16 protein-coding genes are annotated in these 17,657 nt (G+C 73.0%); 7 read left to right on the plus strand and 9 right to left on the minus strand.

The genetic code is table 11. The features are described 5' to 3' along the window. Window positions 1-17 precede the first annotated feature (17 nt). Entirely contained in the window at window positions 18-980 is a 963-nt protein-coding gene (locus ACQP12_RS03970; protein ID WP_433285084.1) for a GNAT family N-acetyltransferase, read from the plus strand. A 72-nt stretch (window positions 981-1,052) separates the two neighbouring features. On the opposite strand, the gene ACQP12_RS03975 is transcribed toward ACQP12_RS03970, so the two are convergent. After that, window positions 1,053-1,508 carry a gamma-glutamylcyclotransferase gene (locus ACQP12_RS03975; protein WP_091260426.1) on the minus strand — a complete coding sequence of 152 codons (456 nt, stop codon included), beginning with the start codon at window positions 1,506-1,508 and terminating at the stop codon, window positions 1,053-1,055. A 165-nt stretch (window positions 1,509-1,673) separates the two neighbouring features. Between ACQP12_RS03975 and ACQP12_RS03980 the strand changes: the two genes are divergently transcribed. Next, entirely contained in the window at window positions 1,674-3,077 is a 1,404-nt protein-coding gene (locus tag ACQP12_RS03980; RefSeq protein WP_357940896.1) for an NAD(P)H-quinone dehydrogenase, read from the plus strand. On the opposite strand, the gene ACQP12_RS03985 is transcribed toward ACQP12_RS03980, so the two are convergent. Further along, window positions 3,055-3,732, minus strand: coding sequence for a DUF998 domain-containing protein (locus ACQP12_RS03985; protein ID WP_433285086.1), 678 nt, complete (start codon window positions 3,730-3,732; stop codon window positions 3,055-3,057). The two genes, ACQP12_RS03980 and ACQP12_RS03985, sit on opposite strands and share 23 nt — an antisense overlap. Window positions 3,733-3,826: 94 nt before the next feature. Beyond that, on the minus strand, window positions 3,827-4,456 hold the full coding sequence (locus ACQP12_RS03990) for a DedA family protein (protein ID WP_357940900.1): 630 nt from the start codon (window positions 4,454-4,456) through the stop codon (window positions 3,827-3,829). A 523-nt stretch (window positions 4,457-4,979) separates the two neighbouring features. Between ACQP12_RS03990 and thrS the strand changes: the two genes are divergently transcribed. After that, on the plus strand, window positions 4,980-6,197 hold the full coding sequence (thrS, locus tag ACQP12_RS03995; protein WP_433285089.1) for a threonine--tRNA ligase: 1,218 nt from the start codon (window positions 4,980-4,982) through the stop codon (window positions 6,195-6,197). Between the two features lie 46 nt (window positions 6,198-6,243). Here thrS and ACQP12_RS04000 read toward each other — a convergent pair whose 3' ends face one another. Genes ACQP12_RS04000 through ACQP12_RS04015 form a run of 4 tightly spaced genes read right to left on the minus strand, consistent with a single transcriptional unit; the run spans window position 6,244 to window position 11,096 of the window. Continuing rightward, window positions 6,244-8,355, minus strand: a complete 2,112-nt coding sequence (locus ACQP12_RS04000) for an ABC transporter ATP-binding protein (RefSeq protein ID WP_433285091.1) — start codon at window positions 8,353-8,355, stop codon at window positions 6,244-6,246. Further along, window positions 8,352-10,085 carry an ABC transporter ATP-binding protein gene (locus tag ACQP12_RS04005; protein WP_433285094.1) on the minus strand — a complete coding sequence of 578 codons (1,734 nt, stop codon included), beginning with the start codon at window positions 10,083-10,085 and terminating at the stop codon, window positions 8,352-8,354. Before ACQP12_RS04005 ends, ACQP12_RS04000 begins: the two co-directional genes overlap by 4 nt. Then, window positions 10,079-10,600, minus strand: a complete 522-nt coding sequence (locus ACQP12_RS04010; RefSeq protein ID WP_433289114.1) for a MarR family winged helix-turn-helix transcriptional regulator — start codon at window positions 10,598-10,600, stop codon at window positions 10,079-10,081. The genes ACQP12_RS04005 and ACQP12_RS04010 overlap by 7 nt, the downstream gene beginning before the upstream one ends. Before the next feature lie 55 nt (window positions 10,601-10,655). After that, window positions 10,656-11,096 carry a DoxX family membrane protein gene (locus tag ACQP12_RS04015; RefSeq protein WP_433285096.1) on the minus strand — a complete coding sequence of 147 codons (441 nt, stop codon included), beginning with the start codon at window positions 11,094-11,096 and terminating at the stop codon, window positions 10,656-10,658. 88 nt (window positions 11,097-11,184) lie between these two features. Between ACQP12_RS04015 and ACQP12_RS04020 the strand changes: the two genes are divergently transcribed. Next, window positions 11,185-11,733, plus strand: coding sequence for a TetR/AcrR family transcriptional regulator (locus ACQP12_RS04020; RefSeq protein ID WP_433285098.1), 549 nt, complete (start codon window positions 11,185-11,187; stop codon window positions 11,731-11,733). A gap of 45 nt (window positions 11,734-11,778) precedes the next feature. Here the strand turns inward: ACQP12_RS04020 and ACQP12_RS04025 are convergent, their stop codons facing one another. Beyond that, complete coding sequence (locus tag ACQP12_RS04025; protein WP_433285101.1) at window positions 11,779-13,218, minus strand: GuaB1 family IMP dehydrogenase-related protein; 1,440 nt, start codon at window positions 13,216-13,218, stop codon at window positions 11,779-11,781. 81 nt (window positions 13,219-13,299) lie between these two features. Next, complete coding sequence (locus ACQP12_RS04030) at window positions 13,300-15,051, minus strand: acetyl/propionyl/methylcrotonyl-CoA carboxylase subunit alpha (RefSeq protein ID WP_433285103.1); 1,752 nt, start codon at window positions 15,049-15,051, stop codon at window positions 13,300-13,302. A 131-nt stretch (window positions 15,052-15,182) separates the two neighbouring features. On the opposite strand from ACQP12_RS04030, the gene ACQP12_RS04035 reads away from it, so the two are divergent. The 3 genes from ACQP12_RS04035 (at window position 15,183) to ACQP12_RS04045 (ending at window position 17,636) form a co-directional block, all read left to right on the plus strand. Further along, a complete protein-coding gene (locus tag ACQP12_RS04035; RefSeq protein WP_433289116.1) occupies window positions 15,183-15,782 on the plus strand; it encodes a PadR family transcriptional regulator in 600 nt (199 codons plus the stop codon). A gap of 121 nt (window positions 15,783-15,903) precedes the next feature. After that, the gene (locus ACQP12_RS04040) at window positions 15,904-16,863 is read left to right on the plus strand and encodes an ATP-binding cassette domain-containing protein (RefSeq protein WP_433285105.1); all 960 of its coding nucleotides are present in this window, start codon (window positions 15,904-15,906) and stop codon (window positions 16,861-16,863) included. Window positions 16,864-16,880: 17 nt separating this feature from the next. After that, complete coding sequence (locus tag ACQP12_RS04045) at window positions 16,881-17,636, plus strand: ABC transporter permease (RefSeq protein WP_355338996.1); 756 nt, start codon at window positions 16,881-16,883, stop codon at window positions 17,634-17,636. The last annotated feature ends 21 nt before the right edge of the window (window positions 17,637-17,657 follow it).

Raw genomic sequence — 17,657 nt, forward strand, 5'->3', positions numbered from 1 at the left:
CTGTCAGGATCGGCCGCGTGACGATCCCCGCCGGCTGGACCGCCCGCCGCCCCACCCTCGACGACGTGCCCGCGATCCTGGCCGTCGTGCACGCCGCCGACACCTTCGCCGTCGGCTACCCCGACTTCGACGCCGAGGACGTCCAGGACGCCCTGACCGCGCCCTTCGTCGACATGGCCCGCGACTCGTGGCTGGTCACCGACCCGGACGGCACCGCGGTGGCCTGGGCGATCCTGAGCAACCCCACCGGCGTGGGCCGGGAGTTCGTCGAGGTCTACGTCGACCCGGACCTCGGCGTGGACCTGCGCGCCCCGCTGCTGGCCCGGCTGCTCGACCGGGTCGCCGAGCGGGCCACCGAGCGGGGCCTGCCCGCGCTCGCCGCCCGGACCGCCGTCTTCGCGCCGGAGACCCGGTGGGCGGAGGAGCTGGTCGAGGCCGGCTTCACCCGGCTCAAGCGGTACATCCGGATGACCCGGTCGCTGGCCGACCTCCCCGCCGAGCCGGCGCCCCCGGCCGGGGTGACCGTCCGGCCGCTGCGCGTCGACGACGAGGCCGACCTGCGGCTGTTCCACCGGATCTTCGACACCGCCTTCCGGGACACGCCGGACTACGAGCCGGTCGGCTTCGACCAGTGGCGCGAGCAGCTTCCGTCGTACGGCAAGGTCTGGGACGAGTGGTTCCTGGCCGAGGTCGACGGGGAGCCGGCCGGAGCCCTCCAGTCCTCCGATCAGGCGCTCGATCAGGACATGGGCTGGGTGCGGACGCTGTCCGTGCTGCCCGCGTACCGGCGGCGCGGGGTCGGGGCGGCGGTGCTGCGCCGGGCCTTCGCCGTCTACGCCGCCAAGGGCCGGTCCGGGGCCGGTCTCGGCGTCGACCTGGCCAACCCGACCGCCCCGGTCACCCTCTACCGCTCGGTCGGGCTGGCCGAGGCGCGCTGGACCGACATGTACGAGCGGAACGTCCCAGCCGCAGGTGTGTGATACGCGACCCGCCGCGGGGCCGCCGCCCGATCGGGGATCCGGCCGGAGCAGACTGGAGAGGTGGGAGACGCGCTACGCGGACGCGGTGCCGGTGGGGCGGGACCGCAGCTCGGTGACGTAGTCGTCCGGCGCGCCCGCCTTCTCCGCCGCGTTCGCGATCTCCGACAGGTACCACGACGTCGGCAGGCCGCCCTCGTAGCCGTCGAAGACGTAGACCCAGGCGGTCACGTCCCCGTCGAGCGTCGAGACACGCACGGTCAGCTTCCGGTACGTCCCGGAGGTCACACCCTCGATCTCGTCGAGCTGGGCCGCGTCGTAGGGGTGGATGTCGTAGAGCGCCACGAAGACCCGGTCGCCCGGCGACTCGACCACGGTGCTGACCGAGCCCTCCCAGCCGATGACGTCCTCGCCCGCGAAGGTGAGCCGCCACCCCTCCAGCCAGCCGGTGCCCACCATCGGCGAATGCGGACAGTAGGCACGCATGCGGGCGGGGTCCAGGTTTGAGCCGTAGGCGGCGTAAAGACGCACGGCGATGACGATAGCCCGGCCGACGGGTGGGGGAGAATACGACGGTGCGTGTCGAGCGCGACGGGGAGAAGAAAGTCACTGTGAGCATTGATCGGGGGCGAGCGCGGTGAGCGCGAGGAGCGCAGCGGAGCAAAGCCCCGCAGTCGCGAACGAAAGGATGGCTCAGTGAGCCAGATCGTGATCATCGGCGGCGGGCCGGCCGGCTACGAGGCGGCGCTGGTCGCCGCCCAGCTCGACGCCGATGTCACCGTGGTCGAGGCGGAGGGGGCCGGCGGCGCCTGCGTGCTCTCCGACTGCGTGCCGTCCAAGACGTTCATCGCCAGCTCGGGGGTGGTCACCGGCTACCGGGACACCGAGGAGTTCGGGGTGCACTCGGACGGGCTGGAGGCCGTCACGGTCGACGCCCGGGCCGTGCACGAGCGGGTCAAGCGGCTCGCCCTGGCCCAGTCCGTCGACATCCACACCAAGCTGGTCAAGGCCGGCGTCGAGTTCGTCGCCGGCTCCGCCCGGCTCGGCGAGGACACCCTCGGTCACACCCACCGGGTGATCGTCACCCCGGCCGGCGGTGGCGAGGAGTACTCGATGGCCGCCACCACCGTGCTGATCGCGACCGGCGCCACCCCGCGCCAGCTCCCCACCGCCGTGCCCGACGGCGAACGCATCCTGACCTGGCGCCAGGTGTACGACTTGCCCGAGCTGCCCGAGCACCTGATCGTGGTCGGGTCCGGCGTGACCGGCGCCGAGTTCGCCAGCGCCTACCTGGCCATGGGGGTCGACGTCACGCTGGTCTCCAGCCGGGACCGGGTCATGCCGCACGAGGACGCCGACGCCGCCTCCGCGATCGAGCGGGTGTTCCGCAACCGGGGCATGACCATCCTCAACAACTCCCGCGCCGAGGCGGTCCGCCGGATCGGCGACGGCGTCGAGGTGGTGCTCGCCGACGGCCGGGTGGTCGCCGGCTCGCACGCGCTGATCGCGGTCGGCTCGATCCCCAACACCGCCGACCTGGGCCTCGCCGAGTACGGCGTCGAGCTGGCCCGGGGCGGCTACGTCACGGTCGACCGGGTCTCCCGGACCAACGTGCCCGGCATCTACGCGGCCGGCGACTGCACGGGCGTGCTGCCGCTGGCCAGCGTCGCCGCCATGCAGGGCCGGATCGCCATGTGGCACGCGCTCGGCGAGGCGGTCCGGCCGCTGCGGCTGCGTACCGTCGCGGCGAACGTCTTCACCGACCCGGAGCTGGCCACCGTCGGCGTCTCGCAGGACGAGGTCGACGCCGGCAAGGTCCCGGCCCGCCAGGTGATGCTGCCGCTCTCCGGCAACGCCCGGGCGAAGATGGACGACCTGGCCGACGGCTTCGTGAAGCTCTTCTGCCGGCCGGCCAGCGGCCAGGTGATCGGCGGCGTGGTGGTCGCGCCGAAGGCCAGCGAGCTGATCCTGCCGATCACCATGGCGGTGGAGAACAACCTCACCGTCAACGAGCTGGCCCAGACCATCACCATTTACCCGAGCCTGTCCGGTTCGATCACCGAGGCCGCCCGCCAGCTCATGCTCCACGAGCTGGAGTGAGCTCCCGCTCCCGCAGCATCACCTCGGCGAGGTGGCGGTGTTCCCCGCCCCGGGGCGCCGCCGCCGCGCCGGTCCGGCGCCCGGCCAGCGTGGCCGCGACCACCGCGAGCAGAGCGACCTCGGCGAGGATGAGCAGGCGCTCGACCAGGCCGATCAGCAGCCGGTCGCCGGGGTAGGCGGACCAGATCATCGTGGCGGCCAGCACGAGGCTCGTCAGGACGAGCCCGCGCACCCACCCGGCGGCCCGCCCACCGAGCCGCCGGGCGAGCAGCCAGCCGCCGACGGGCAGGGCCAGGAAGGCCACCACCGAGGCGTACCGGTGCACGTAGGCGGCGACGTCCATGGGCAGCCCCGGCTCGTTGGTGGGCACCACCGCGGCGGCCATCAGGCCGGCCGACCAGGCCACCAGCAGCGCCCCCGCGAGCCGGCCCGCGCCGGCCCGGAGCAGCGCCGGCAGGAGGACGAGCGTGGCCGCCGCGAGCACGGCCATGGCCGTGTCGATGACGCCGCCCCGGTCGGATACGGCGAAGTCGCTGACGGTCAGCGACCAGGGACTCAGGTTGTCGTTCACCTCGAGGTGACCGAGGACGGCGAGCACCGCCGCCAGGGCGATCCCGCCGAGGGCCAGCAGACCACTGCTCCGGGTTCCAGGCATGCCTCAGCCTGTCGCCGGAACCGCCCGAAACGGATCCGGGACCGCCACCCACTTCGATCCGAGGGTCGCCCCCTAGAGGCAGCGGGCGCGGTGGTCAGGAAGCCGCCGTCGGTTCCTCGACCGTCACCTCGGCCTCGGGGCGGTGGCGGGCGCTGATCACCGTCATGGCCCAGCCCGCCGCCGCGAACCCGGCCGCCGCCGCCCCGCCGATCAGCAGCAGCCGCCACACCGACTCGGTCAGCGCGGCGCCGCCGAGGTGCCCGACCAGCGTCCCGTACGCGGCCCAGCAGATGGCCGCTGCCGCCTCATAGAGGACGAAGAGGCGGTACGGGTAGCGGCTGCGCCCGGCCGAGAAGCAGGCCGCCATCCGGCCCCCGGGCACGAACCGGCAGAGCAGGATCACCAGAGGCCCCGGTTCGCGCAGCCCACGGGTGACCCGGGCGGCGGCCCGCCGGGCCCGTCCCGGGGTCGCGTGTCGCGGCTCGCGGCGGGTCGGGGCGGTGCGCCCGAGCAGGTAGCAGGCCAGGTCGCCGGCGAAGACACCGAGCGCGCCGACCGCGATGGTCAGCGGCAGGCTGAGTCCGCCGTAGACGGTCAGCGCACCGCTGGTGATCATGACGACCTGGGTCGGCACCACCGGCACGAAGGCGTCGGCGACGAGCAGGGTGAGCAGCACCGCGTACGCCCAGGTGGGCGACGCGACGTCAGAGATGAGTTCGGCCACGACCGCCACCTCGCCGGAGTTCCCCGTTGTACCGCACCGAGCCTGACGGCGTGTCCCGCGTCACCGCGACCAGCCCTGCCCCGCGGTGACGGCCGACACCAGCAGGCCACTGGTGTTCAACGATGCGGCGCCGCCGAATGTGACGATCCGTCGGGGCGTCGCGCCGCGCCGGGGCGGGCGGCGGATCGTCGATCCGCGGCGTACCGTTGTCGGGGCGCGGCTCCGGAGACGTCGGGTCCCCCGTTCCCGACGGCCGGGCCGCCGCGGGTCGCCGGCAGGTCCCGTGCCGGCGACCCGCCCCCACCGCACCGGGTCCGGGTGCGTCGCGAAATCCAGGTGCGTCCGCCGCGTCGCCGCGCGTACCGTCGCCGCATGCGTAGCGCGGTGGTGACCACGACGCCGGGTATCCCCGGCGCGCCGCACTGACGTTTCCGTCGACGAGGCCCCGGGGCGATCCGCCCCGGGGCCTCGCGGCGTTCCGGGTCAGCTCGCCTCCGGGTCGTACCCGATCAAGGAGAGCGACATGATCGACCACCGCAGGCTCGGCCGGGACCTGGAGCTGTTCGTCTCGGACCCCCTCGCGGGCGCCGGGTTCCCGATCTGGCTGCCGGCCGGGGCCGCCGCCCGGCACGCCGTCGAGGAGCACGTGCGGGAGCTGGAGCGCCGGGCCGGCTACCGGCACGTCTACTCGCCGCCGCTGGGCAAACGGGAGCTGTTCGAGCTCTCCGGCCACCTCGGCTACTTCGCCGACGACATGTTCCCGCCCCTGCGGCTGAGCGCCGACGACGAGTTCGTGCTGCGCCCCGCGCTCTGCCCGCACCACGCGCTGGTCTTCCGCGCCCGGGGCCGCTCCTACCGGGAGCTGCCGCTGCGGGTCGCCGAGATCGGCGGGATGTACCGGCCGGAACGCTCGGGGGTGCTGGGCGGGCTGTCCCGGGTGCGCGCCATCTCGCTCAACGACGCGCACAACTTCTGCGCCCTGGAGCAGGTGGGCGACGAGGTACGGGAGATCCTGGGGCTGATCCGCGAGGCGCACGCCGCGCTCGGCGTCAGGCCGGCCGGGTTCCGGCTGTCGCTGCGCGGGCCGGGGGAGAAGTACGTGGGCGACGACGCCGACTGGGCGCGGGCCGAGGAGCTGCTCCGCGCCGCGCTCGACGGGGTGGACCACCACGAGGGCCCCGGCGAGGCCGCCTTCTACGGCCCGAAGATCGACATCCAGATCGTGGACGCGGCCGGCCGGGAGTCGACCCTCTCCACCATCCAGCTCGACTTCGACAAGCCGGAGCGGTTCGACCTGTCGTACACCGACGCGGACGGGCGCCGGAAGCGGCCGGTCATGGTGCACCGGAGCCTGGTCGGCAGCATGGAACGGCTCTTCGCGTACCTCATCGAGGTGCACGCGGGCGCCTTCCCGGCCTGGTACGCCCCGGTGCAGCTGGTGTTGCTGCCGGTGGACGACGGGCAGGCCGAGGCGGCCGTCGACCTGTGCCGGAGGGCCGAGGCGGCCGGGCTGCGGGCCGAGGTCGACCTGGCGGGCTCGCTGGGCGCCCGGATCCGCGACGCGGCCCGGCGCAAAGTGCCGTACGTCGGGGTGGTCGGCCGCCGGGAGGCTGCCGACGGATCGGTCGCCCTGCGCCTGCGGGACGGGCGCGGCCTCGACCCGCTGCCGGCGGCCGACGCGCTCGCGCTGATCGGCGCCGTGGTGGCCGCCCGCTCGGCCGACCTGCTCCCGCCCGGCTGACCGCCGGCGGGCCGCCCCGGCCGGGCCGCCGCTCGTGGTGTTCACGTCAGCGCCCGGCCGGCGCGGCCGCCGGCTTCCCGGGCGGTCCGCCGGGCCGTCCGGGCGGTCCACCGCCGGGCCGCCCGGGCGGCCCGCCGGCCGGCAGCGGCGCGGCGGCCTCCTCGTCGACCACCGCGCCGGCGAACTGCGACCGGTAGAGCTCGGCGTAGGCGCCGTTCGCGGCGACCAGCTCGTCGTGCGTGCCCTGCTCGACGATCCGGCCCTGGTCCATCATGAGGATCAGGTCGGCGTCGCGGATGGTGGAGAGCCGGTGCGCGATGACGAAGCTGGTCCGCTCGGTGCGCAGCGCCGCCATGGCCCGCTGGAGCAGCACCTCGGTGCGGGTGTCGACCGAGCTGGTCGCCTCGTCGAGGATGAGCAGCGACGGCTCGGCGAGGAACGCCCGGGCGATCGTGATGAGCTGCTTCTCGCCGGCGCTGACGTTGCTGCCCTCCTCGTCGATCACGGTGTCGTAGCCGTCGGGGAGGCTGCGCACGAACCGGTCCACGAAGGTGGCCCGGGCCGCGGCCAGGATCTCCTCCTCGGTGGCGGTCGGCCGCCCGTACGCGATGTTGTCCCGGATGGTGCCGCCGAAGAGCCAGGTGTCCTGGAGCACCATGCCGATCTTGCCGCGCAGCTCGGCTCGCTTCATCGAACCGATGTCCACCCCGTCCAGGGTGATCCGGCCGGCGTCCAGCTCGTAGAACCGCATGACCAGGTTGACCAGGGTGGTCTTGCCGGCGCCGGTCGGGCCGACGATGGCCACCGTGTGCCCGGGCTCGGCCACCAGCGAGAGGTCGTCGATGAGCGGCTTGTCCGGGTCATAGCGGAACGAGACGTGCTCGAACTCGACCCGGCCGGTGACCCGGGGCGGCGCGGGCCGGTCCGGGGCCTGCTCCTCGGCGTCGAGCACCTCGAAGACCCGCTCGGCCGAGGCCACCCCGGACTGGAGCAGGTTGGCCATCGAGGCGATCTGGGTGAGCGGCTGGGTGAACTGCCGCGAGTACTGGATGAACGCCTGCACGTCGCCCAGGCTCATCGACCCGGAGGCCACCCGCAGCCCGCCGACCACGGCGATCGCGACGTAGCTGAGGTTCCCCACGAACATCATGGCCGGCATGATGATCCCGGAGATGAACTGGGCACCGAAGCTGGCCCGGAACAGCTCCTCGTTCTTGGCCGCGAAGGCGGCCTGCGCCTCGCGCTGCCGGCCGAAGACCTTGACCAGCTCGTGACCGGTGTACGTCTCCTCGATCAGGCCGTTCAGCTCACCGGTGTGCCGCCACTGCGCGATGAACCGGCGTTGCGACCGCTTGGCGATCTGCTGGGTGACGACCACCGACAGCGGCACCGCCACGAGGGCGACGAGGGCCAGCAGCGGCGAGATCCAGACCATCATGGCCAGCACGCCGACCACGGTGAGCAGCGCGCTGAGCAGCTGGCTGAGCGTCTGCGACAGGGTCTGCGAGATGTTGTCGATGTCGTTGGTGACCCGGCTCAGCAGCTCGCCACGGGGCTGCTTGTCGAAGTAGGGCAGCGGCAGCCGGTTGAGCTTCTCCTCCACCTCGGCGCGCAGCCGCAGCACGGTGCGCTGCACCACCCCGTTGAGCAGCCAGCCCTGCCACCACATCAGCAGGCTGGCGCCCAGGTAGAGGGCGAGCGCCAGGGTGATCGTGCGACCCAGCGCCGTGAAGTCGATGCCCGTACCGGGCACCACGTCCATCCGGGCCAGCATGTCGGCGAAGTTCTCGTTGCCGGCGGCCCGGGCCGCCGCCACCGCCTGCTCCTGGGTGGTGCCGGCGGGGATCTGCCGGCCGACCACCCCGGCGAAGATGAGGTCGGTGGCGTGCCCGAGGATCTTCGGGCCGATCACGCTCGCGCCGACGCTGGCCACCGCCAGGGTGATGATCGCGGTGAGCGAGAACCGGTGCGGCCGGAGGCGGCCCAGCAGCCGGCGGGCGGACGGCCCGAAGTTCATCGACTTCTCCGCCGGCATGGCGGCGCCCATCCACGGCGGCCCGCCGCCGCCGCGCCGTGCGGCCGCCGCCGGCAACCGCTGCGGCGACCCCCCGTCGGCCTTCGTCTCCGGCGCCGGCTTCTGCCCGGGGACGGCGGTCATGCCGTCACCTCCGCCGTCTGCTGGGACGCCACGATCTCGGCGTACGTCGGGCAGGTCACCAGCAGGTCGTCATGTCGTCCCATCCCGACGACGCCCCCGTCCTCGAGCACGATGATCTGGTCGGCGTCGATGATCGTGGAGACCCGCTGCGCCACGATCACCACCACCGCGTCCGCGGTGACCGGCTTCAGCGCGGCCCGCAGCCGGGCGTCGGTGCCGAGGTCGAGCGCGGAGAAGGAGTCGTCGAAAAGGTAGATCTCCGGCTTGCGGACCAGCGCGCGGGCGATCGCGAGCCGTTGCCGCTGGCCGCCGGAGACGTTCGTGCCGCCCTGCGCGATCGGCGCCTCCAGGCCGCCCGGCATCTCCGCGACGAAGTCCCGGGCCTGGGCGATCTCCAGCGCCGACCACAGCTCGGCGTCGGTCGCGTCCGGGTTGCCGTAGCGGAGGTTGCTGGCGACGGTGCCGCTGAACAGGTACGGCCGCTGCGGCACCAGCCCGATCCGGCGCCACACCTCGTCGGGCTCCAGCAGCCGCACGTCCACCCCGTCGACCAGCACGGCGCCGGCGGTCGGGTCGACCAGCCGGGGGATCAGGGTGAGCAGGGTCGTCTTGCCGGCTCCGGTGGAGCCGATGATGGCCGTGGTCCGGCCGGGGCGCGCCTGGAACGAGATGTCGTGCAGCACCGGCGCGCTCGCACCCGGGTACTGGAAGGAGACCCGGCGGAACTCCAGCTCGGCGCGGCGGGTCATCGCGATCATCGGTTCGACCGGCGGCACCACCGACGACTCGGTGTCCAGCACCTCGACGATCCGCTCGGCGCAGACCGCCGCGCGGGGCACCATCATCAGCATGAAGGTGGCCATCATGACGGCCATCAGGATCTGCATGAGGTACTGCAGGAAGGCGGTGAGCGCGCCGACCTGGATCTGGCCGGAGTCGACCCGTTCCGCGCCGAACCAGAGCACGGCGACGCTGGAGACGTTGAGCACCAGCATGACCACCGGAAAGATCAGCGCCTGGAGCCGGCCGATCCGCAGGGCGGTCTCGGTGAGGTCGGTGTTCGCCACCCGGAAGCGCTCGGTCTCGTACGGCTCGCGGACGAAGGCCCGGACCACCCGGATGCCGGTGATCTGCTCGCGCAGCACCCGGTTGACCGTGTCGATCCGGGTCTGCATGAGCCGGAAGCCCGGGACCATCCGCCGGGTGATCAGGCCGAGCGTGATCGCCAGGACCGGCACGCAGACCAGCATGAGCCAGGAGAGGCCCACGTCCTCCTGGAGCGCCATCACCACGCCGCCGACGCTCATGATCGGTGCCGCGACGAGCATGGTGCAGCTCATCAACACCAGCATCTGCACCTGCTGGACGTCGTTGGTGTTCCGGGTGATCAGCGAGGGCGCCCCGAACCGGGCCACCTCGCGGGCCGAGAAGCTGTTGACGTGCGCGAAGATGCCGGCCCGGACGTCCCGGCCGAAGCCCATGGCGGTCTTCGCGCCGAGGTAGACGGCGACGATCGAGCAGGCGATCTGGAGCAGGCTGACGAGCAGCATCCAGCCGCCCGTACGCATGATCTGGTCGGTGTCGCCGAGGGCCACGCCCCGGTCGATGATGTCGGCGTTGAGGCTCGGCAGGTAGAGCGATGCCATCGTGCCGACGAACTGGAAGGCCACCACCGCGGCCAGCAACCGCCGGTACGGGCGCAGGTGGGTACGGAGCAGGCGGATCAGCACGGACGGCTCCCCGATGGGTCTTCGGTGTCGGACTCGCTGTTCCGGTTCAACCGGCGAAGGTCCCCGTCGGACATGCTCGTGATGATTTCCGTGAGGAACTCCCGGATCACCGCCTGCTTCGCGGGGTCGGCGTCGACCGAGGTGAGCGGCCGGTTGCTGTGGATCAGGTCGATGATGGCGAGGGCGTGTTCCCGGCCCTTGTCGGTCAGGCTGAGCTGCACGCTGCGCCGGTCGTCGGGGTCCCGCCGCCGGGCCACGAAGCCGTCGCGCTCCAGGGTGTCGACGATGCCGGTGAGGGTTGCCGGCCGGACGAAGCACCGCTCCGCCATCTCCCGGTGGGTGCTGTCGCCGGCCCGCAGCAGGACGAGCAGCACCCGCATGCCGGCGGAGGTGAGCCCGTGGTGTTCGGCGAGGTAGCGGCCCCAGTGCTGCTCGACGATGTGCCCGGCGATCGAGATGAGCCGGCCGAGCGGCGCGTGCTGGAGCGCGTCGGGGAAGCGGACGAGCGGTCCCATGTTCACGGGCGTCAGGTTAGCCCCCGAACCATCAGGCCCCAAACTATTTACGCGGTCAGCCGAAAGCCACGGCCAGGGCGGCGGCGACGAACAGCACCTGGAGCGCCGTCCGGGTGCCGACCGGGGTCACCGGGCGGCCGGCCAGGGTGAGTCCGCGGCGCGCGGCCGAGACGTTGGCCGGGAACATGGCCAGCATCAGCAGCGCCAGGCCGGCGGCGGCCGGACGCGCGGTCGCCGGGAGGAGCAGCCCGAGCGCCCCGAGCAGTTCGAGCACGCCGGTGAGGGTGACCAGCAGGTCGGGCCGGGGCAGCCGGGGCGGCACCATGGCGATCAGGTCGGCGCGGCGGGACAGGAAGTGGGCGGAGCCGGTCAGCACGAACATCAGGGCCAGGCCGACCCGCAGGGCGGGGTGCCAGCAGTCGAGGGCGGCGACGCCGGACAGGCCGGCGAGCCGGGCCGCCGCGGTGCCGGCGAGCAGGGCGATCAGGGGTGCCATGGGTACGCCTTCCCGGGGGAGGAACTTGTCGACGACAAGATTGGGTCGCGGGAGGCCATCTTGTCAATGGCAAGTTAGAGTGGTGCGCATGAGCCAGTCCCGCGCGTACCACCACGGCGACCTGCGCCGCGCCCTGCTCGACGCGGCGGTGGAGGTGATGGCCGAGTCCGGCCCGGCCGCGCTGAGCCTCCGCGACCTGGCCCGCCGGGCCGGCGTCTCGCACGCCGCACCCGCCCACCACTTCGGCGAGAAGGCCGGGCTGCTCACCGCGCTCGCCGCCCAGGGCTTCGAGCTGCTGGCCGAGGCGCTGCGCGACGCCGGCGACGACCTGGTCGACACCGGGGTGGCGTACGTGGGGTTCGCGGTCCGGCACCGGGCGCACTTCGAGGTGATGTTCCGACCCGACCTCTACCGGGCCGACGACCCCGAGGTGGTGGCCGCCCGGACCAGGGCCGGCGAGCTGCTGCGCACCGGCGTGGCCCGGCGCACCGGGCGGGGCCCGGACGTCGACGCCCTGGCGGCCTGGTCGATCGTGCACGGCTTCGCCACGCTCTGGCTCTCCGGCGCCCTGCCGCCGCGGGTCGGCCCCGACCCGGAGGCCGCCGCGCGTACCGTCATCAGCCGGCTCTTCCCCTGACGGCCGGGGCCCCCGCCCGCTGTGCGGAGAGCCCCGGCCGCCGGGTCACCAGCTCGTCGGCAGCGGCATGCCCTCGGTGTAGCCGGCGGTGCTCTGCACGCCGACCAGCGCCCGCTCGTGGAACTCCTCCAGGTTGCGCGCGCCCGCGTAGGTGAACGCGCTGCGCACCCCCGAGATGATCTCGTCGATCAGGTCCTCGACGCCCGGCCGGGTCGGGTCCAGGTACATCCGGGCGGACGAGATGCCCTCCTCGAAGATCGCCTTCCGGGCCCGGTCGAACGCGCTGTCCTCGGCGGTCCGCGCGCTCACCGCGCGGGCCGAGGCCATGCCGAAGCTCTCCTTGTAACGCCGGCCGTCGGCGTCGGTGTAGAGATCGCCGGGGGACTCGTAGGTGCCGGCGAACCAGGAGCCGATCATCACGTTCGAGGCGCCCGCCGCGAGCGCCAGCGCCACGTCCCGCGGGTGGCGTACGCCGCCGTCGGCCCACACGTGCCGGCCCAGCGAGCGGGCCGCCGCGGCGCAGTCGAGCACCGCGGAGAACTGCGGGCGGCCCACGCCGGTCATCATCCGGGTGGTGCACATGGCGCCCGGCCCGACGCCGACCTTGATGATGTCGGCGCCCGCCTCGACCAGGTCGCGTACGCCGTCCGCGGTGACCACGTTGCCCGCCGCCACCGGCACACCGGGGTCGAGCTTGCGGACCGCCCGCAGCGCCTGGATCATGCGCTCCTGGTGCCCGTGCGCGGTGTCCACCACGAGGGTGTCCACCCCGGCCTCCAGCAGCGCCGCCGCCTTGCCGGTCACGTCGCCGTTGATGCCCACGGCGGCGGCCACACGCAGCCGGCCCCGGTCGTCGACGGCCGGCTTGTAGAGCGTGGCCCGCAGCGCGCCCGACCGGGTCAGCACCCCGACCAGGCGCCCCTCGGCGTCCACCACGGGGGCGAGCCGCCGCCGGCCCGCCGAGAGCCGGTCGAAGCCGGTACGCGGGTCCGCGTCCGCCGGCACGGTGTGCAGCTCGGTCGACATCACGTGCCGGAGCTGGGCGAAGCGGTCCACCCCGACCGTGTCCGCCTCGGTGACCACGCCGAGCGGGCGCCCGGCCTCGTCGACCACGATCACCGCGCCGTGCGACCGCTTCGGCAGCAGGTGGATGGCGTCGCCGACGGTGTCCCTCGGGCCGAGCGTGATCGCGGTGTCGTGCACCAGGTGCCGCCGCTTGACCCAGGCGACGACGTTCGCCACCACCTCGATGGGGATGTCCTGCGGGATCACCGCGATGGCCCCGCGTCGGGCCACCGTCTCGGCCATCCGCCGGCCGGCCACCGCGGTCATGTTCGACACCACCAGCGGGATGGTGGTGCCGGTGCCGTCGGCCGCGGCCAGGTCGACGTCGAGCCGGGAGCCCACCTCCGAACGGTTGGGCGCCATGAAGACGTCGTTGTAGGTCAGGTCGTGCGCGGGAACCGCGCCATGAAGGAACCGCACCCGGCCATCATTCCTGCTCGCGGTCGGTCCCGCCGCCGCTGGTGGCCCAAACCACCCCGGCCGGCGGGACCGCCACGGACGTCAGGAGATGGTGCAGATGGCCGCGCCCGCCGTGATCACCGCGCCGACCTCGGCGGACAGGCCGCTGACCGTGCCGGCCTTGTGGGCGTGCAGGGGCTGCTCCATCTTCATGGCCTCCAGGACCACCACGAGGTCGCCCTCGGCGACGGTGTCCCCGTCCGCCACGGCGATCTTGACGATGGTGCCCTGCATGGGCGAGGCGAGCGCGTCTCCGCTGGCCGCCGCGCCGGCCTTGGCGCCGCCGCCCCGGCGGGCCGGCTTCTTCGCGGCGGGCGCGGCGGTCGCCGTACCCGCGCCGAGGCCGCCCGGGAGGGTGACCTCCAGCCGCTTGCCGCCCACCTCGACCACGACGGTCTCGCGCTCGGCCGGACCCTCGACGGCGCCGGCGGGGGCGGTGAAGGCCGGGACCGTGTTGTTCCACTCCGTCTCGATCCACCGGGTGTGCACGGTGAACGGCTCGGCCGTGAACGCCTCGTCGCGGACCACCAGGCGGTGGAAGGGCAGCGCCGTGGCCATGCCCTCGATGACCATCTCGTCCAGCGCGCGGCGGGCCCGCTCCAGCGCCTCGGTGCGGGTCTCGCCGACGATGATCACCTTGGCGAGCAGCGAGTCGAAGTTCCCGCCGATCACGTCGCCGGCCGAGATGCCGGTGTCCACCCGGACGCCCGGGCCGGTGGGCAGCCGCAGCGCCGTGATGCTGCCCGGGGCGGGCAGGAAGTTGCGGCCCGGGTCCTCGCCGTTGATCCGGAACTCGATCGCGTGCCCGCGCGGCGTCGGGTCCTCGGTGAACCGCAGCTTCTCGCCGTCGGCGATGCGGAACTGCTCGCGGACCAGGTCGATGCCGGCGGTCTCCTCGGTCACCGGGTGCTCGACCTGCAGCCGGGTGTTGACCTCTAGGAAGGAGATGGTGCCGTCCACGCCGACCAGGTATTCGACGGTGCCGGCGCCGTGGTAGCCGGCCTCCCGGCAGATCGCCTTGGCGCTGTCGTGGATCTGCCGGCGCTGGGCCTCGGTGAGGAACGGCGCGGGGGCCTCCTCGACCAGCTTCTGGTGCCGGCGCTGGAGCGAGCAGTCCCGGGTGCCCACCACGATCACGTTGCCGTGCTGGTCGGCCAGGACCTGTGCCTCGACGTGGCGGGGCTGGTCCAGGTAGCGCTCGACGAAGCACTCGCCCCGGCCGAACGCGGCGACCGCCTCGCGGGTGGCCGACTCGAACAGGTGCGGGATCTCCTCCATGGTGCGGGCCACCTTGAGGCCGCGCCCGCCGCCGCCGAAGGCCGCCTTGATGGCGACCGGCAGGCCGTGGTCGACGGCGAAGGCCATCACCTCGTCGGCGTTGCCGACCGGGTCCGGGGTGCCGGGGACCAGCGGCGCGCCGGCCCGCTGGGCGATGTGCCGGGCGGTCACCTTGTCACCGAGGTCGCGGATCGCCTGCGGGGTGGGGCCGATCCAGGTCAGCCCGGCGTCGAGGACGGCCTGGGCGAAGTCGGCGTTCTCGGAGAGGAAGCCGTAGCCGGGGTGCACCGCGTCGGCGCCGGCCTTGCCGGCCACGTCGATCAGCTTGTCGATCCGCAGGTAGCTGTCGGCCGCGGTGTCGCCGCCCAGGGCGTACGCCTCGTCGGCGAGGGTGGCGTGCAGGGCGTCCCGGTCGGAGTCCGCGTAGACGGCGACGCTCGCCAGGCCGGCGTCGCGGCAGGCGCGGATGACGCGGACGGCGATCTCGCCGCGGTTGGCGATGAGTACCTTGCGCACCTTGGTGGCTCCTCCCGAGGTCGTTGCCGGGAGTGTATCGGCCGGGGATTCGGCCCTAACGATCGCTCAGTGTGGGATGCCGCACTGTAGTCAAATTTGGCTATTACGCTTGTCCGGTGTCGGCAACGCGGATGATGATTCTGGGCCTGGTGCGGTGGATGCAGCCGGTGCACGGCTACGACGTACGCCGTGAGCTGCTGAGCTGGAGCGCGGACAAGTGGGCCAACGTGCAGCCCGGTTCGATCTACCACGCCCTGCGCAAGCTCACCGACGAGGGCCTGCTCCGGACGGTCTCCGTCGAGCAGGTCGGCGCCCGCCCCGCCCGCACCACCTACGAGGTGACGCCGAAGGGGGACGAGGAGTTCGAGACCCTGCTGCGGGCCCAGTGGTGGCAGCTCAACGAGCCGCCGGACCCGTTCGTGGCGGCCTTCTCGTTCCTGCCGGCGATGCCGCGCGACGAGGCGGCGGCGGCGCTGCGGAACCGGGCGAACCTCATCCGCGCGGGCGTCGAGTCGATGCGCGCCTCACTTGACTCGGACTGGGTGCGCAACCGCAAGCCGGTGCACGTCGGCTGGATGTTCGAGCTGTGGCTGGCCCGGGCCGAGGCGGAGATGGCCTGGTGCGAGCGGATCGCCGAGCGGATCGAGTCCGGAGTGTCGTACCTGCCTGCTGGGCTGGAGCAGGCCGAGGGATGGTCGGGCTGGACGGCCGGCGCTCCCAACGCGGAATAATCAACGTTGACCACAAGAGTTATATCGCGTTAGTCTCTGCGCGAGCCGTGGGGGAGCCGTGCGTCCTCCTCGCGGACCATCGGCGGCCGGTCGCGTCCGGCCCGGAGGACCAGGAGCAGACATGATCGAGACCAGGGGGCTGCGGAAGTCGTTCCGCTCCCGCGCGGGTCGCGAGACGAAGACCGTGGACGCGGTCCGTGGCGTCAACCTCGAAGTGGCCGAGGGGGAGATCTTCGGCTTCCTCGGCCCCAACGGCGCCGGCAAGACCACCACCCTGCGGATGCTCGCCACCCTCATCGAACCCGACGGCGGCGAGGCCACCATCGCCGGCGCCGACCTGCGCAAGGACCCGGCCGAGGTGCGCCGGCGCATCGGCTACGTGGCCCAGGGCGGCAGCACCTGGGACGAGTCCACCGCCCGCGAGGAGCTGGTGCTGCACGCCCGGCTCTACGGCATCGGCAAGGCCGACGCGCACCGCCGCGCCACCCGGGCCCTGGACGCCTTCCAGCTCAGCGAGTACGCCGACCGCAAGTGCAAGACCTACTCCGGCGGGCAGCGCCGGCGGGTCGAGATCGCGCTCGGCATCATCCACGAGCCGAAGATCGTCTTCCTGGACGAGCCCACCACCGGCCTCGACCCGCAGAGCCGGGCGCACATGTGGGACGAGATCCGCCGGCTGCGCGCCGAGGGCATGACGGTCTTCATCACCACGCACTACCTCGACGAGGCCGACGCGCTCTGCGACCGGATCGCGATCATGGATCACGGCGAGGTGGTCGCGGAGGGCACCCCGGCCGAGTTGAAGCGCGAGATCTCCGGCGAGGTGGTGCTGGTCGGCCTCGACGCCGCCACCACCCCGCAGGCCGCCGAACTGCTCGACACCGAGGCGTACGTCAGCAAGCTGGAGACCGCCGACGAGGGCGGCCTGCGCCTCTACGTCGACGAGGGCGCCACCGCCATCCCGCAGGTGCTGCGCCGCCTCGACCACGCCGGGCTGGAGCTGCGCTCGATCGAGCTGCACCGCCCCAGCCTCGACGACGTCTTCCTCACCAAGACCGGCCGCTCGCTGCGCGAGTCCTGAGCATCGGGAGCACTGTCATGAAACTCGCCCGCGACACCTGGCTGATCTTCCAGCGCCAGATCCAACTGCTGCTGCGCAACCCCGTGTGGGTCTTCGTCGGCGTCTTCCAGCCGGTGATGTACCTGCTGCTGTTCGCCCCGCTGCTCAAGCCCGCGCTCAACGCGCCGACCCAGGCCGCCGCGTACAAGATCTTCGTGCCCGGCCTGCTCGTGCTGCTGGCCATCTTCGGCGGCCTGTTCCAGGGCTTCGGCCTCATCGCCGAGCTGCGCGCCGGGGTCATCGAGCGGTCCCGGGTCACCCCGGTCAGCCGGCTCGCCCTGCTCCTCGGCCGCTCGCTGCGGGACGTGGTCTCGCTGATCGCGCAGGCCGTCATCATCACCCTGCTGGCGCTCCTGTTCGACCTGCGCGTCTTCATCGGGTACCTGCTGCTCGCGTACCTGATGCTGGCCCTCATCGCGCTCATGACCTCGGCCGTCTCCTACGGCGTCGCGCTCAAGGTCAAGAGCGAGGACGCGCTGGCCCCGCTCATGAACACCGTGGCCCAGCCGGTGCTGCTGCTCTCCGGCATCCTGCTGCCGCTGACCTTCGCCCCCGGCTGGCTCCAGGGCGTCGCCAAGTGGAACCCGTTCTCCTGGTCGGTCGACGGCGTCCGCGCGCTCTTCGCCGGTGACCTGAGCAACGACAAGGTCTGGCAGGGCCTGACGATCGTCGCGGTGCTCGCCGTCGCCGGGGTGGTCTGGGCCGCCCGGCAGTTCGCGCGCAGCGTCCGCTGACCCGACGAGAGCTGCCTCTCA

It is taken from the genome of Micromonospora sp. CA-244673, assembly GCF_050948395.1.
In the GTDB taxonomy this organism is placed as follows: Bacteria; Actinomycetota; Actinomycetes; order Mycobacteriales; family Micromonosporaceae; genus Micromonospora.

Bases quoted from the DNA above. Each gene is read 5' to 3' on its own strand.
- thrS (WP_433285089.1), top strand. From the start codon at position 4,980: ATGATCGACCACCGCAGGCTCGGCCGGGACCTGGAGCTGTTCGTCTCG.
- ACQP12_RS04010 (WP_433289114.1), bottom strand. From the start codon at position 10,600: ATGGGACCGCTCGTCCGCTTCCCCGACGCGCTCCAGCACGCGCCGCTC.
- ACQP12_RS04035 (WP_433289116.1), top strand. From the start codon at position 15,183: ATGATGATTCTGGGCCTGGTGCGGTGGATGCAGCCGGTGCACGGCTAC.
- ACQP12_RS04020 (WP_433285098.1), top strand. From the start codon at position 11,185: ATGAGCCAGTCCCGCGCGTACCACCACGGCGACCTGCGCCGCGCCCTG.
- ACQP12_RS04015 (WP_433285096.1), bottom strand. From the start codon at position 11,096: ATGGCACCCCTGATCGCCCTGCTCGCCGGCACCGCGGCGGCCCGGCTC.
- ACQP12_RS04000 (WP_433285091.1), bottom strand. From the start codon at position 8,355: ATGACCGCCGTCCCCGGGCAGAAGCCGGCGCCGGAGACGAAGGCCGAC.
- ACQP12_RS03985 (WP_433285086.1), bottom strand. From the start codon at position 3,732: ATGCCTGGAACCCGGAGCAGTGGTCTGCTGGCCCTCGGCGGGATCGCC.
- ACQP12_RS04045 (WP_355338996.1), top strand. From the start codon at position 16,881: ATGAAACTCGCCCGCGACACCTGGCTGATCTTCCAGCGCCAGATCCAA.
- ACQP12_RS04040 (WP_433285105.1), top strand. From the start codon at position 15,904: ATGATCGAGACCAGGGGGCTGCGGAAGTCGTTCCGCTCCCGCGCGGGT.